12 protein-coding genes are annotated in these 15452 nt (G+C 70.5%); 8 read left to right on the top strand and 4 right to left on the bottom strand.

The genetic code is table 11. The annotated features are described in order from the left end of the window. Nucleotide 1: 1 nt before the first annotated feature. The 4 genes from kdpB to VHU88_04290 all read left to right on the top strand — a co-directional run bounded on the left by kdpB (nt 2) and on the right by VHU88_04290 (nt 6961). Nucleotides 2-2158, top strand: coding sequence for a potassium-transporting ATPase subunit KdpB (gene kdpB / locus VHU88_04305; GenBank protein ID HEX3610888.1), 2157 nt, complete (start codon nt 2-4; stop codon nt 2156-2158). Then, a complete protein-coding gene (locus tag VHU88_04300) occupies nt 2158-3036 on the top strand; it encodes a potassium-transporting ATPase subunit C (protein ID HEX3610887.1) in 879 nt (292 codons plus the stop codon). Before kdpB ends, VHU88_04300 begins: the two co-directional genes overlap by 1 nt. A 10-nt stretch (nt 3037-3046) precedes the next feature. Further along, complete coding sequence (locus tag VHU88_04295; GenBank protein ID HEX3610886.1) at nt 3047-5620, top strand: DUF4118 domain-containing protein; 2574 nt, start codon at nt 3047-3049, stop codon at nt 5618-5620. 276 nt (nt 5621-5896) lie between these two features. After that, nucleotides 5897-6961: a cation diffusion facilitator family transporter gene (locus VHU88_04290; GenBank protein ID HEX3610885.1), complete on the top strand. Its 1065-nt coding sequence runs from the start codon at nt 5897-5899 to the stop codon at nt 6959-6961. On the opposite strand, the gene VHU88_04285 is transcribed toward VHU88_04290, so the two are convergent. Further along, nucleotides 6927-7199 (bottom strand): hypothetical protein, encoded by a 273-nt coding sequence (locus VHU88_04285; GenBank protein HEX3610884.1) that lies wholly within the window; start codon nt 7197-7199, stop codon nt 6927-6929. The two genes, VHU88_04290 and VHU88_04285, sit on opposite strands and share 35 nt — an antisense overlap. 142 nt (nt 7200-7341) lie before the next feature. On the opposite strand from VHU88_04285, the gene VHU88_04280 reads away from it, so the two are divergent. Beyond that, nucleotides 7342-7815: a pyridoxamine 5'-phosphate oxidase family protein gene (locus VHU88_04280; GenBank protein ID HEX3610883.1), complete on the top strand. Its 474-nt coding sequence runs from the start codon at nt 7342-7344 to the stop codon at nt 7813-7815. Nucleotides 7816-7844: 29 nt separating this feature from the next. Here the strand turns inward: VHU88_04280 and VHU88_04275 are convergent, their stop codons facing one another. After that, the gene (locus VHU88_04275) at nt 7845-8513 is read right to left on the bottom strand and encodes a response regulator (GenBank protein ID HEX3610882.1); all 669 of its coding nucleotides are present in this window, start codon (nt 8511-8513) and stop codon (nt 7845-7847) included. Then, complete coding sequence (locus VHU88_04270) at nt 8510-9886, bottom strand: ATP-binding protein (protein HEX3610881.1); 1377 nt, start codon at nt 9884-9886, stop codon at nt 8510-8512. Before VHU88_04270 ends, VHU88_04275 begins: the two co-directional genes overlap by 4 nt. Before the next feature lie 127 nt (nt 9887-10013). Between VHU88_04270 and VHU88_04265 the strand changes: the two genes are divergently transcribed. Continuing rightward, nucleotides 10014-11960 carry an APC family permease gene (locus VHU88_04265; protein ID HEX3610880.1) on the top strand — a complete coding sequence of 649 codons (1947 nt, stop codon included), beginning with the start codon at nt 10014-10016 and terminating at the stop codon, nt 11958-11960. Between the two features lie 7 nt (nt 11961-11967). Here VHU88_04265 and VHU88_04260 read toward each other — a convergent pair whose 3' ends face one another. After that, the gene (locus VHU88_04260) at nt 11968-12465 is read right to left on the bottom strand and encodes a VOC family protein (protein HEX3610879.1); all 498 of its coding nucleotides are present in this window, start codon (nt 12463-12465) and stop codon (nt 11968-11970) included. Between the two features lie 193 nt (nt 12466-12658). Here VHU88_04260 and VHU88_04255 point away from each other — a divergent pair, with 193 nt between their 5' ends. Then, nucleotides 12659-13138 (top strand): hypothetical protein, encoded by a 480-nt coding sequence (locus VHU88_04255; GenBank protein HEX3610878.1) that lies wholly within the window; start codon nt 12659-12661, stop codon nt 13136-13138. A 309-nt stretch (nt 13139-13447) separates the two neighbouring features. After that, complete coding sequence (locus tag VHU88_04250) at nt 13448-15334, top strand: hypothetical protein (protein ID HEX3610877.1); 1887 nt, start codon at nt 13448-13450, stop codon at nt 15332-15334. Nucleotides 15335-15452: the final 118 nt, after the last annotated feature.

Raw genomic sequence — 15452 nt, 5'->3', positions numbered from 1 at the left:
AGTGACGACCACTCAGATAGCGCCGGAGCAGCCGCGTCCGCCGGCGCCGCACGCCCCACCGCCGCGGGTCGGCGGCGGGTTGCTCGACCCGAGCCAGTTGTGGCGATCCTTGCCGGATGCGATTCGCAAGCTCGACCCGCGCACGCTGTGGCACAACCCGGTCATGTTCATCGTCGAGGTCGGCGCGGTATTCACCACCGTGCTGGCCCTGGGCAGCCCGTCGCTGTTCGCCTGGGCGATCGTGGTCTGGCTGTGGCTGACGGTCGTGTTCGCCAACCTGGCCGAGGCCGTGGCCGAAGGGCGCGGCAAGGCACAGGCCGCCACGCTGCGGGCGGCCCGGCGCGACACCACCGCCCGCCGGGTCGCCGGATGGCGGCCCGGCATGGTGATCGCCAGTGCGGACGTCGACACCGTCGGGGCCGCCGCGCTGCAACTCGGTGACCACGTCGTCGTGGAGGCCGGCGAGTTGATCCCCGGCGACGGCGACGTCGTCGAGGGCATCGCCAGCGTCGACGAGTCGGCGATCACCGGTGAGTCCGCCCCGGTCATCCGCGAGTCCGGCGGCGACCGGTGCGCGGTCACCGGCGGCACCCGGGTGCTGTCCGACCGGGTCGTCGTGCGGATCACCCAGCGGCCCGGGGCATCCTTCCTGGACCGCATGATCGCCCTTGTCGAGGGCGCCAATCGGCAGAAGACGCCGAACGAGATCGCTCTGAACATCCTGCTCGCCGCGTTGACGATCATCTTTCTGGCGGCGACGGTCACCATCCAGCCCGCGGCGATCTACGCGAAGGCCACGAACCCGGGTTCGCCCAACTCGCTGGCCCTGGACAACTACGGCGTGACCGGGATCGTGATGGTCTCGCTGATCGTCTGCCTGATCCCGACCACGATCGGCGCGCTGCTCTCGGCCATCGGCATCGCCGGCATGGACCGGTTGGTGCAACGCAACGTGCTTGCGATGAGCGGCCGCGCGGTGGAGGCCGCCGGCGACGTCAGCACGCTGCTGCTCGACAAGACCGGCACGATCACGTTGGGCAACCGGCAGGCGAGCGACCTGCTGGCCGCGCCCGGCGTCACCGGCTCCGAGCTCGCGATGGCCGCGCAGCTGTCCAGCCTGGCCGACGAGACGCCCGAGGGCCGCTCGATCGTCAGCTTCGCCGAGTCGACGGGGGTGCCCCCGGTCGACGCCGGGGGGTTGCGCGATGCCGTGTGGGTGGCCTTCACCGCGCAGACCCGCATGTCCGGGGTGGATCTGACGGGCCGCCAGATCCGCAAGGGTGCGGCATCAGCTGTGTTCGCCTGGTGCACCGAGCAAGGCGGATCCATCCCCGAGCAGGTCCGCGAGACCGTCGATCAGGTCGCCGGCAGCGGCGGCACCCCGTTGGTCGTCGCCGAGGCCAGTGGCGGATACGTTCGCGTGCTCGGTGTCGTGCACCTGAAGGACGTCGTCAAGCCGGGCATCAGCGAGCGGTTCGCGCAACTACGAGCCATGGGCATCCGGACCGTGATGATCACCGGCGACAACCGGTTGACTGCCGCGGCGATCGCGGAGGAAGCCGGCGTCGACGACTTCCTGGCCGAGGCGACCCCGGAGGACAAGCTCGCACTGATCCGTCGGGAGCAGGAGGGCGGGCGTCTGGTCGCGATGACCGGCGACGGCACGAACGATGCCCCGGCGCTGGCCCAGGCCGACGTCGGCGTCGCGATGAACACCGGAACCTCGGCTGCCAAGGAAGCCGGGAACATGGTCGACCTGGACTCCGACCCGACCAAGCTCATCGAGATCGTCGAGATCGGGAAGCAGTTGCTGATCACCCGCGGGGCGCTCACCACGTTCTCGATCGCCAACGACGTGGCGAAGTACTTCGCAATCATCCCGGCGATGTTCACCGCGGTCTATCCGGGCCTGCACCGGTTGAACATCATGGGCCTGCACAGCCCGGAGTCCGCGATCCTCTCGGCTGTCATCTTCAACGCCGTGGTGATCGTGGCGCTGATCCCGCTCGCGCTGCGCGGGGTGCGCTACAAGCCGTCCAGTGCCGCCGCGCTGCTCAACCGAAACCTGGCGATCTACGGCGTCGGTGGCGTGATCATGCCGTTCATCGGCATCAAGGCCATCGACCTGTTCGTGCAATTCCTCCCCGGGATGTCGTGATGACTCGAACCTCGCAGTCCGGCCCGTTCCTGCGCCGGCACCTCGCCGCGATCCGGGCGCTGGTCGTGCTCACCGCATTGACCGGCGTGGTCTACCCGCTGGCGGTCACCGCGGTCGCGCAGACCGTGTTCCACAACAAGGCCAACGGCTCGGTGATCAATGTCGACGGGAAGGCCGTGGGCAGCAGCCTGATCGGTCAGGCTTTCCAGGACGACAAGGGAAACGCGATCGGAAAGTACTTCCAGTCCCGGCCGTCCTCGGCCGGCACCGGCAACGGGTACGACCCGACGTCGAGCTCGGCGAGCAACCTCGGCCCGGAGAGTGTCGTCGACACCCTGGCCACGGCGGGAAATCCCAGCTCCGCAAAGCAATCCCTGCTCACCGGAGTCTGCTCGCGCTCGGCAGCAGTCGGCCAGTTGGAGGGCGTGGACGGCGGTCGCCCGTACTGCACCGCCGACGGCGTGGGCGCGGTACTGGCCGTGTTCCCGGCCGTCGGCACGCCCGATCACGCGGTCTCGGTCAACCAAGCCTGCCCGGCCAAGCCGTTTCTGACGACCTATCAGGGCGTCCCGGTCACCTGCGCGAACCCGGGCGACGACTACTCGGCCGGGCGCGTCGTCCCGGTCGACGTCGGCCCGGCGCACCCGCAGGTCCCGGCCGACGCGGTCACGGCGAGCGCCTCCGGGCTCGACCCGGACATCTCGGTGGCCTACGCGGAGCTGCAGATCGCCCGGGTGGCCAAGGCCCGCAACCTGGACCCGCACACCGTGGCGGGGCTGGTGGCGAAGTACACAACCGGGCGAGCACTCGGCTTCATGGGCGATCCAGTGGTGAACGTTCTCGAACTGAACCTGGCGCTGGATCAGCGGAATTCGTAAGGATCCTCTCGTGCCTGATCCCGCCGAACCCGCCGTACGGGGCCGCCTCCGAGTTTTCCTCGGGGCGGCCCCTGGCGTCGGCAAGACCTACTCGATGCTGGCCGAGGGCCGTCGGGCGCTCGAGCGCGGGCGCGACGTCGTGATCGGGATCGTCGAGACCCACGCCCGCCCGAACACCGCGTCGCTGCTCGACGGTTTCGAGGCCATTCCCCGTCGGATCGTCCATTACCGCGACACCGAACTGACCGAACTCGACGTGGCGGCGGTGCTCGCCCGCGCCCCGCGGATCGTGCTCGTCGACGAACTGGCGCACACCAACGCCCCCGGCTCCCGCAACGAGAAGCGGTGGGAGGACGTCGAGGAACTGCTCGAGGCAGGCATCGACGTCGTCACCACGGTCAACATCCAGCACCTGGCCTCGATCAACGACGTGGTCGCCGAGATCACCGGGGTGCAGCAGCGCGAGACCGTGCCCGACGAGGTGGTCCGCGCGGCCGCGCAGGTGCAGCTGATCGACATGTCCCCGGAGGCGCTGCGCCGCCGGATGGCACACGGCAACATCTATCCGCCCGAGCGCATCGACGCCGCGCTCGGGAACTACTTCCGCATCGGCAATCTGACGGCCCTTCGGGAACTGGCGTTGCTGTGGGTGGCCGGCAAGGTCGACACCGAACTCGATCGGTACCGCGCCGAGCACGGGATCCGGGCCACGTGGGAGGCCCGGGAACGGGTCGTGGTCGCGCTGTCCGGCGGGCCGGAGGGGGAGAACCTGATCCGGCGCGCGGCGCGCATCGCGGCCCGCAGCACGGGTTCGGACCTGCTGGCCGTGCACGTCACCGCCGACGACGGCCTGACCCGCCCGCACGGGGGCGACCTGGCCCGGATACGTACGCTGGTCGAGGAACTCGGCGGCACCTACCACCAGGTGTTCGGCCACGACGTGGCCCGGGCGCTGATCGATTTCGCCCGGGGCGTCAACGCCACCCAGTTGGTGCTCGGTGCCTCGCGCTCGAGCCGGTTCGCGCACCTGATCAACCCTGGGGTGGCCACCGCCGCGACCGCGTTGTCCGGGTCGATCGACGTACACCTGGTCACCGGCCCGGACGGCCCGAAGGTGCATCGCCCGACCGCGCAGCGCGGGGCGCTGACCGGGCAACGCCTGTTGGCCGGGTGGTTGCTGGCGGTGCTCGGCATGCCTGCGTTGAGCGTCGGTCTGACCCGGACGCGCGGCTCGCTCGGCCTGCCCAGCGACATCCTGCTGTTCCTCGCCGCGGTGGTCGCGGTCGCGCTGGTCGGTGGGTTGTTGCCTGCGCTGACCTCCGCCGTCGGTGGATTCCTGCTGCTGAACTGGTATTTCACGCCACCGCTGTACACGTTCACGATCGGCGACCACGAGAACGTGCTGGCGCTGGTGGTGTTCATCCTGGTCGCCGCGACGGTCAGTGCCGTCGTCGACCTCGCCGCGCGGCGAGCCCGGCAGGCCGCCCGCGCCGGGGCCGACGCGGAGATCCTGGCCGGCCTCGCGGTGCACGTGCTGCGCGGTGAGAACGCCTTGCCGTCGTTGCTGTCCCGGCTGGCGGAGACCTTCGGATTCTCCGACGTGACACTGGTCGAGCGGGTCGGCGATCCGGCGCCCGGCGACCGGGAGGAGCCGTCGGCCTGGCGGGTGCTGGCAACCGTGGGCGCCGGGCCGTGCCAACGTCCGGCCGAAGCCGCGGTGGACGTCGAGATCGACGAACGCACCCGGTTGCTGGCCCGCGGCCGGGTTCCGGCGGCCGGCGACCGGCGCGTTTTGGAGGCCTTCGCGGCCCAGACCCAGTTGGCGTTGCGCCAGCAGCAGTTGCAGGCCGAGGCCGACCGAGCAAGGCCGGTCGTGGCGACCGACGCGCTGCGCTCGGCGGTGCTCGCCGCGGTCAGCCACGACCTGCGCACGCCGTTGGCCTCAGCCCGCGCGGCCGTGGACAGCCTGAACAACCCGCACATCGGCTGGAGCGAGTCCGACCGGGCGGAGTTGTTGGCCACCGCTCGCGAGTCGTTGGTCGAACTCGATCGGCTCATCGCCAACCTGCTCGACATGAGCCGCTTGCAGGCCGGTGCGCTCGGTCTGCACCTGAGCGCGGTCGCGCTCGACGAGGTCGTCCCGCACGCGGTCAAGAGCGCCGGGCCCGAGGCAGCGCGCTTCCGGATCGACGTCCCCGACGACCTGCCGGAGATCACCGCCGACCCGGCTCTGCTGGAACGGATCCTGGTCAACCTGATGACCAACGCGGTGCGGCACACCCCGCGGGGCACCGACGTGCTGGTGGCCGCCAGCCGCCTGGGCGACACCCTCGAGATCCGCGTGGTCGACCGTGGCCCCGGCATCCCGCTCGAGGACTGGAAACGCGTCTTCCTGCCCTTCCAACGCCTCGGCGACACCGACACCAGCACCGGGGTCGGCCTGGGCCTGGCACTGTCCCGCGGCCTGGCCGAGGCCATGGGCGGGACGCTGGAGCCCGAGGAGACCCCGGGCGGCGGGCTGACCATGGTGCTGTCGATGCCCGGGCGCCGCAGCGGCGGGCCGGCCCCGGCGGAGCCCGGCTGATCGAGCGCGTCGCCAAAATGTGACGTCATGCGTCACATTCCGGACCTCTCGACTTGACCGCGCGCCGACGCGAGACTTCTCCTCGGCACCGCTCCCGTGCCAGCAGAAACGCCAGTCCGCAATTCGAACGGTCCATCCGGCCCGCGAGTCCCGGACGTCCGGACCTCGGTCCGGTCGTGCGCGGGCCGGACACGGACCTTCGGTGCGACTGGTAGCTGCGAGTGGCTTGCAGTAAGCCGGTAGCTGCAATCCGATTTCGATGCTGCCATGGCACCTGTGGCACACGGACACGGGCACGGGCATCACGACGACGCGCCGCACGAGGACGAGCACGACCACGAGCCCCGTTCGCTCCGGGCCCGGTTGGCGCACGAGATCGGCGAGTTGTTCGGGGGCCATTCGCACGACCCGGCCGACTCGGTGGACGCCGCGCTGCGCGACGACGCGTCCGGACGGCGGGCGTTGTGGATCAGCCTCGCGGTGCTGGCGGCCACCGCGGCAGGTCAGGCCGTCGTGGCCGCCGCATCCGGGTCGGTCGCACTGCTGGGGGACTGCCTGCACAACTTCGCCGACGCCCTGACGGCCCTGCCGCTGCTGGTCGCGTTCGCGTTGGCGCTGCGTCCGGCCACGCCCCGGTTCACCTACGGCTACGGCCGGGCCGAGGACGTCGCGGGCCTGTTCGTCATCGCGATGATCACGTTGTCCTCGGCGGTCGCCGGTTGGACGGCGGTGCGTCGGCTCACCCATCAGCAGGCCGTGCACCATCTGGCCGCGGTGGCACTGGCCGCCGGGCTGGGTTTCGTCGGCAACGAACTCGTGGCGCGCTACCGGATCCGCGTGGGCAGGCGGATCGGTTCGGCCGCGTTGATGGCCGACGGCCTGCACGCCCGCACCGACGGCTTCACCAGCCTCGCGGTGCTGCTCGGAGCGGCCGGCTCCGGGCTGGGTTGGCGGTGGGCCGACCCGGTGGTCGGGCTGCTGATCACCGTGGCGATTCTCGGGGTGCTCCGCGGCGCGGTCGTTGCGATCGGAGCGCGGCTGCTGGACGCCGTCGACCCCGCGCTGGTGGGCGCGGCGACGCAGGCCGCGGCCGGTGTGCCGGGCGTCGGAGCCGTTCGGGAACTACGGATCCGCTGGGTCGGCCACACGTTGCGGGCCGAGGCGGACATCGACGTCGACCCCGCGCTGTCGGTCGGCGAGGCCCACTACGTGGCGCACCACGTGGAGCGTCATCTGCTGCATGCGTTGCCGCGCCTGTCGGCTGCAACGGTCCACGTCAGTCCGGCGGGCGCGCACGCCCCGTCGGTCACCAGCGGCGCTGGGTCCACCCCGGGCGATTAGTGCGGCGCCGGGTCCACAAACGCGACAGCAGAACCACCGCCGCGACCAGCAGGACCAGGCCGATCAGCCCCGGGACCCGCATGAACATCCGCGAGATCATGTGCCAGATCGCCATGTGGATCAGGAACGTCCCGATGTGGCCGAAGCTGTGGTGACCGAGGCCGCCACCGTGGCCGAACCCCGGTCCCGGCCGGGGAATGCGAAACGCCGTGGTCTGAACGAGCGCGCCGGTGTTCATCTCATCCTCTGCCGGCGCTGCGGAAGGTCCGACACGGCCGACGCCGGACGACCGGCCGTAAGTTCCAACGGTAGCCCGTCGGCGAGCACCGGTCAGCGGGTCGGTCGGAGTCAAAGCGGACGCTCAGGCAGAATCCTCCCCCATGTCGCGTCGCACCGAGATCCGGATGGATTCCGCCGAGGTTGCCGCCTACCTCGCGCGGCAGCAGGTCATCCAGGTGGCCACGATCGGCCCGCGCGGTCGCCCGCACCTGGCGCCGCTCTGGTACGCGCTCCGCGAGCCCGACGCCGGCCGCCCGGTGCTGGTCACCTGGACCTACGCCAAGTCGCAGAAGACGGCGAACCTGCGGCGGGTGCCGGAGGCCACCGTGCTTGCCGAGTCCGGCGACAGCTATCTGGCGCTGCGTGGTGTCTCGATGGAGTGCGACGTCGAGGTCGTCGAGGACTACCAGCAGACCTTCGACATCGGAGTGGCGCTGATCGACCGGTACGGCTCGGCCTACAACGCCGAGCGGTCGGTGATGATCGCCGCGTTCGAGCAGCAGGCCGCCAAGCGGGTCGGGCTGGTGCTGACCGCGACCAAGGTCGTCAGCTGGGATCACTCCAAGATGGGCTGACCGGCGCGTCGTATGGGTCGGGAACAGGCTCACGGCTGGAATCGGTAGCCCATGCCCGGTTCGGTCAGCAGGTGGACCGGGCGGCCCGGGTCGGGTTCCAGCTTGCGGCGCAACTGGGCCAGGTATTGACGCAGGTAGTGCGACTCGTTGCCGGCGTGCGGGCCCCAGACCTGGGTCAACAACTGACGCTGCGTCACAAGCTTGCCTGGATTGCGAAGCAGCAGTTCCAGCAGGTGCCACTCGGTCGGGGTCAGGCGCACCCCGCCGGAGATCGTCTTCGCCGAAAGGTCGATGACGTGCTCGCCGATCGTGGCGGTGGCCGACTGACCGTCCGGAGACACCGCCCGCCGCGTCACGGCCCGGATGCGGGCCAGCAGTTCGTCGATGTCGAAGGGCTTGGTGACGTAGTCGTCGGCGCCCGCGTCCAGCGCCTGGATCTTGTCGCCGCTGCCGGTGCGCCCGGACAGCACGAGGATCGGCACGCTGCTCCAGCCGCGCAAGGCCTGGATCACCGCGATGCCGTCGAGGTCCGGCAGGCCGAGATCTAGCACGACGACGTCGGGATGCGTCGCGGCCGCGGCCCGCAGCGCGCCGGCGCCGTCGGCGGCGGTGGCGACGTCGTAGTCCCGCACCGCCAGGTTGATGCGCATCGCGCGCAGGATCTGCGGTTCGTCGTCGACGACGAGGATCCGGGTCATCGGAGCACCTCCGGAGTGGGTGCCTGCTCCGGTTCGGGCGGCGCGCACGGCAGGTCCAAGTACATCGTGCGGCCCCCGCCCGGGGTCGCCATCGCCTCGAGATGTCCGCCGCAGGCCTCCACCAAGCCGCGGGCGACCGCGAGGCCGAGGCCCAACCCGGCGCCTGCGTGCCGGTCGTCGATGCCGTCGAACGGCTCGAACGAGAGCGCGGATCGGTGCCCGGCGGCGTGGTCGACGATGCGCAGCACCACGCGGTCGCCGGCGCGCGTCGCGGTCAGCCGCGGCCGCTGGTCCGGGCCGGCGTGCCCGACCGCGTCCTCCACCAGGTTGCGCAGGGCGCGGGCCAGCAGCGTCGGGTCGGTGAGCACCAACGGGATGTCCTCGGGCAGGTCCAGTTCGATCTCCGGTCGCGGGACTGCGGCCGCGAGTTCCGGCACCGCAGCCGGCCGCAGCAACGGGGTCAGCGTGCCCGCCGAGAGCCGGCTCATGTCGAGCAGGTTCGCGATCTGCGCGGCCAGTCGGTCGGCGCACTCCTCGATGGTCGCCAGCAGCTCCTCCTGGTCGGCCGGCGACCAGGCCACGTCGTGCTGCCGCAGCGACGAGACCGCTGCCTTGATCGGGGTCAACTGGGTGCGCAGGGTGTGGCCGACGGCCGCCAGCAACGCCTCCCGGGCACCCGCGGCGGCGGCCAGGGTCTCGGCCGCGGCGGCCGCGTCGTTACGGCGGCGCCGCTGCAGCGCCGCGCTCGCCTGATAGGCGTAGCCCTCCAGCACCGCGGACGGGATCCGGTCGCCACCGGCGACCCGTAGAGCAAACGGTGGGTCGGCGGGTCGCAACAGGGTCGGCGTGCCGTCAGCAGGCGCGCCCGCGACCCGCATCCACCGCGAGTTGCGCAACTCCAGCAGCTCCCCGTTGGCCCCCCAGCGATCCCGCAGATGCGCGAGCACCGCCGCGGGGTCGTCCCCGTCGGCCAGCACGGTGCGTGCCAGATCGAGCAGGGCCCTCGCCTCGGCCGTCCGGGCCCGCGCGGTTCCAGCCCGCCGGACGGCACGACCGAGCAGCGCTGCTACTGCGGCGACCGCGAACAATGCCGCCGCGGCCGGCAACGTCCCGCCGGGCTTGAGGTCCGGGTACGGCGGGGCCGCGAAACCGGCCGGCGTGGTCCAGCCGATGCCGGCGATCGCGGGCGCCGCGGCCGGGGCGAGGAACGCGACCACGGCGACAACGGCCGCCGCGGCCACGGTGGGCGCCACCAGCCCGGAGCGCCCGTCGCCGGCTGACAGCGCCCAGTCGAGCGCCAGCAACGCCCCGAACCCGGCGGCCACTACGACCGCAGCCGGGACGGGCGCGCGCGGACCCCGTTCGACAGCCATGACCCGCCCAGTTCAACCCCCGAACAGCCACCTGCAGGCGATCTTGAGATTTCATTGAGGGCGGCCGTCCGGATCCCGAGGTCGCATTGAGGGCACACCCGGTGGGGGGTACTTATCGTGGCTCGTCGTGGCTCAATCTTTGGGGAGCCCGCCACGGGGGGCTCGCGTCGGCGTCGTGAAGCGGGTGCTGGTCGGCAGTCCACTGCGCAGCCAGCAGTTGTCGGAAACGCTGCTGCCCAAGTGGCTGGCGCTTCCGGTCTTCGCCTCGGACGCGATCTCCTCGGTTGCCTATGCCACCGAGGAGATCGTGCTGGTGCTGGCCGCCGGTGGCGCGGCCGCGATCGGCTACGCCTCCTGGGTCGCCGCGGTGGTAGCGATGCTGCTCGTGATCGTCGTGGCCTCCTACCGGCAGACCTGCTACGCCTACCCGAACGGTGGCGGCGCGTTCGCGGTCAGCCTTGAAAACCTCGGCGAGAACGCCGCACTGACCGCTGCCAGCGCATTGCTGGTCGACTACGTGATGACCGTCGCGGTCTCGATAGTGTCCGGCGTGGTCGCGATCACCAGCGCGTTCCCGTCGCTGCAACAGCACGCGGCCGCGATGTCGGTGGGCTTCGTGCTGTTGCTGGTGGTCGCGAATCTGCGCGGTGTGCGGGAGTCCGGGCGGGCCTTCGCGGTGCCGACCTACCTGTTCATCGTGCTGACGTTCCTGATGTTCGCGGTCGCCGCGGTTCGCGACGTGCTCGGTGACCTGCCGCAGGCCGCCACCGCCGGGCAGCAACTGGTTCGCACGGAACACATCGGCGGGGTCTTCACAGTTCTGCTGTGCCTGAAGGCTTTTGCCTCCGGCTGCACCGCACTGACCGGGGTCGAAGCGGTCAGCAACGGGGTGCCCGCATTCCGCAAACCCAAGGCGCGCAACGCCGCCCTGACCCTGATGGCGATGGGCGCCCTGGCCGTTTCGATGTTCGTCGGCATCACCGTGTTGGCGCTGCACCTGCATGCGCGCGCGCAGGAATCCGGGAACCCGTCGGTGATCTCGCAATTGGCCGCGTCGACTTTCGGTGGGCACAACCCGCTCTACTACGCCTATCAGGCCGCGACCGCGGGGATCCTCGTGCTGGCCGCGAACACCGCGTTCAACGGGTTCCCGGTGCTGTCCTCGATCCTCGCGCAGTCCCGCTACCTGCCCCGGCAGTTGCGGCACCGCGGAGACAAACTTGTGTTCAGCAACGGGATCGTGCTGCTCGGCGGGTTCGCCGCGGCCTTGATCGTCGGCTTCAACGCCGACATCGACAAGCTCATCCAGCTCTACATCATCGGGGTGTTCACCAGCTTCACGCTGTCCCAGGCCGGGATGGTTCGCCACTGGAACCGGGCGCTGGCCGTGGCGGATCCGGCGCGGCGGGCGCGGATCCACCGGTCGCGGGCGGTGAGCGGCGTCGGAGCGGTGGCGACCGCGACCGTGCTGATCGTCGTGCTCTACACGAAGGTCACGCACGGAGCCTGGCTGGCGATCCTGGCGATGATCTCGCTGTTCGCGATGATGAAGTCGATCCGCCGGCATTACGCGCACGTCAGTGCCGAACTCGCGCTGGACGACGGCGAGGCTCTGCGGCTGCCCTCGAACACTCGCGCGGTGGTGCTGGTCTCCCAACTGCACAAGCCGACGATGCGTGCGCTGGCCCAGGCCCGGGCGGCCCGGCCCACGTCGCTGGTTGCGCTGACCGTCAACCTGGACGTGGAGGGCTCCGCGCAGCTGCGCGAGGACTGGGAACGGGCCGGCCTGGACATTCCCTTGGTGGTGCTGGATTCCCCGTACCGGGAGATCGTCCGCCCCGTCCTGGAGTATCTGCGCGGGCTGCACCGCGCCGGCCCGCGCGATGTGGTCACCGTGTTCATCCCCGAGTACGTCGTCGGCCGCTGGTGGGAGCAGCTGCTGCACAACCAGAGCGCGCTGAGGCTGAAGGCCCGCCTGCTGTTCGAACCAGGCGTGCTGGTGACCAGCGTCCCGTATCAACTGCGCTCCTCGGCGCGAACCGCGGCGGCCGAGGATCCGACCACCGTGGCCTGACGCTGCGTCAGAGGATGTCGGTGCCGTACATCTCCCCGAGCGGGTCGGCGAGCAGCTCCAGCCGCGCGCCGTCGGGGTCGCGGAAGTACAGCGAGACGTCGCTGTGCACGGTGTGCTCAATGCCGGCCTCGGCCAGTCGATCCGCTGCGGCAGCCCACTTGTGCGGGCTGACTGAGATCGCGATGTGGTGCAGCCCGCCGAGCACCTCGGCGTAGCCGCCGACGTCGAGCCCGGGGAAGTCGAAGAACGCCAGGAGGTTGTCGTTACCCAGGTCGAAGAAGAAGTGGGTGGACCCGGGGTAGTCGCGGTTCTCCATCACCTCGACCAACGGGAATCCGAGGATGCCGTCGTAGAACCGCACCGTGGTCTCGACGTCGGAGGACAGCAGCGCCACGTGATGGATGCCGCGGGCAGTGCTCGGTGAGCGATCAGCACGGGACTTCAGGTAGCTGTCCGCGATCTGTTCCCGCCGGGCCGCAAGGGCCTCGAGGTCCAAGGTGGTCATCCCCGACCCTGTCCGGCGCGATTCGCGCGTGTCAAGGCCGGGCCGAGACCGGGAACGATCACCCACGTCGCTCGAGGCAGCGCAAGCCCCGCCGACGTAAGCTCGGTCCCGACGCGGGAACACCCCGCGCCCCGTCGGCCGCACGGCGGGATCGACTCGCGCGGCGGTTGTTTCAAGAGGAGATGCAGTGGCCATGGCTGACGTGGAGACCATCGACGCGGCGCACTCCCGCCTGCAGGCACAGGCGGACCAGACACTGGCGACGATCCGGACGCTGAGCACGAAGCTCCAAGGGGCCGCGGCGGGTGGCGACACGCTGGCTCGGGAGTGGAATTTGGACCTGCGCGAGATCGCGCTGGCCATCCAGGCCGAGCAGCAACAGGTCGGCGCGCTCGTCCAGGCATTGCACGACTTCGTGGTCAACAACGCCCACCAACCGGTCGCCGCTGCCCCGTACCAGCAGCAGGCCTACCAGCAGCAGGCCTACCAGCAGCCGCAGTACCAGCAACCGCAGTACCAGCCGCAGCCCCAGTACCAGCAACCGCAGCAGGGTGGTGGCGGCGGGCTGCTGGGCCGGTTCATGGGCGGCAGCTTCGGCAACGCGTTGGCTCAGGGCGCCGGGATGGGCATCGGATTCGGGATCGGCGAGAGCATCATCGACGACATCTTCTGACGTCTCGTCAGCTGGGCGGCAACGGATCCTCCGGGCGGGCCACGACTTCGGTCGTGGGCCGCCCAGCCGCGTTCCGGGCGGGGCCCGTCCGGGCGCGCCCGGGCCCCCGACCCGGGTGTGGTGGGGACCGTGGGCGCCGCCTAGGGTGTTGGAAACGATTATCACTAGCGGCTGCCCTGGTCGGCCCGGACCGGGTGATTCGCGCGGTAGTCGCCGACTTTGCGTATCCGGGTTGCAAACCGGGCGCTGCAGGACGGGTCGGGTGCGTAACAGTTCCCGGAAAGGTCGCGAGCGGCGAGGAGATCGACCATGCATTCCCCCCCACGGGTTCCGGCCGTCGCGCGGGTCCTGGCGGGCTCCGCCGCGATCGCGACGCTGCTGGCCGGCACCGTCGGGCTTCCGGGCGGGTCGGCCCGGGCGGCCACGCCGGGGACCTCGACCGGCGCCGCGGACCCGCAGCCCGCTCCCGACGGCATGCTGCCCGCCTTCCTCGGCCCGAACCTGACGTTCCGGCTGTCCCCGCAACTGGCCGCGATGCTCGGCACGGCGACGATCTCCGCGACCCACCTGGCTGACCTGCGCAAGACACTGGCGCGCCCGGAGTTGTCCGGGGAGAAGACCCCGCCGGTGGGCACGACCCTGCTGTGGCCGGCCCTGGACATGGCCAAGGGCATCGGCCCGGGGGTCTACCTGAAGCCGTACACGCTGCGCGCGGTGGGACAGAAGATCGAGGTCTGGGTTGCCTCCGGGTGCGACGCGGTCGCCTGCGGCACGCACTTCCCGGCAGGCGACTGTCGCGACGCCGACGTGCCGGGCAGCACCGACGTCACCGACGCCGAGGTCGAGGGCCTGATCAAGCAGTTCGACGACAACATGTATCCGAAGGAGACCGCGGCGTTCTCCACGCCGCCGGACCACAACGGGAGCGCGACGGTGCCCGGCGTCGCGGGCATCGGACTCGACTTCGCCGGCGCCGGCGACCACACCGTCACGCTGGTTGACAACGTCCGCGACCCGAACTTCTACGAGTTCCCGAAGAACCAGTCCTACGTGGCCGGCTTCTTCGCGCCGATCTTCAACCAGCTCACCGACCGCAACGTGATGACGGTCGACGCCTACGACTGGGCGCACCGCACCGGCGCGCACCCGTCGAACAACCCGTCCGCCGACCTGTGCCGGTCGCGCCCGGCGCACCCGTTCCTCTACGAGTCGACGTTCGGCCACGAGTGGCAGCACCTGCTCGAGTCCTACCAGGACCCGAACGAGGCGACCTGGGTCAACGAGGGCCTGTCGATGTTCGCCGAGGCGCTCGACGGCTACACCGACACCCGGCTGAACATCACCCAGCCCGGGGCGCAGCCGCAGCTGCTGTGCTTCCAGGGCTACGGCACTGTGCAGGGGCCGTCGAACCCGAACCCGCACGCCTGCGGCGGCCCGCAGAACTCACTGACGATGTGGGGCGACGAGGGCCAGGGCTCGGAGATTCTCTCCGACTACGGCAACGCCTGGTCGTTCATGCTCTACTGCTTCGACCGCTTCGGGCTCGGGTTCATGAGCGGGCTGCACCGCGACGGCAAGAACCAGGGGCTCGCAGGTGTCCAGGCCCAACTCGACAAGTTCGCCCCCGGCACCAAGGTCGGCGACCTGCTCCACCAGTTCCAGCTGATGAACCTGATCGACCACTACGCCAAGCGCGGCAAGGTCACCGGCATCTCCCGCGCGGACGTGACCGCGAAGGATCTCGACGCGACGCTGAACCTGGCCAACCCGACGTCCTACGACCTGCCGGGCGCGGCGCCGAACGGCGCGGACTACGTCCAGTTGCGCGACGCCAGCCGCATGATCGCCGGCTCGGAGTTGAAGTCGGTGATGTTCACCGGCGAGAAGACCGTGATCCCGTCGCCGGCGGACCCGAACGACCCGACCTCAGCGCTGAGCGGCGCGCCCGAGGCGGGCGCCGTCAACGGCTGGTACGTGAGCCTGGTCGGCATCGAGGCGAAGGGCAACCGGGTGTTGGTGCGCTCGCACGACGGCTTCGACTGGACGCCGGACGCGAAGACGCTCGCGGAGTTCCGGGACTTCCCCGTGGTGGTCGCGGTCGTCTCTCACGCCGACCCCACCGACAGCGACCCGAGCACCGAGGCCTACGCGCACTACTCGCTGAAGGTGAACGGGAATGTGCAGCCGGGCGGCTGACCGGAATCAACCGCCGTCCATATACGACAGGTAGTCATGCCATTACGGTCAGTTCTCAACTGACTGACGTGTGGCAATTTGCGGTGATGAAGTGACTGTTCGGACGCGAGGTTTTTGA

Source organism: Sporichthyaceae bacterium (assembly GCA_036269075.1).
In the GTDB taxonomy this organism is placed as follows: domain Bacteria; phylum Actinomycetota; class Actinomycetes; order Sporichthyales; family Sporichthyaceae; genus DASQPJ01.
The sequence above is the reverse complement of the archived record's forward strand: the minus strand, read 5'-3'. Positions and strand labels throughout refer to the sequence as shown.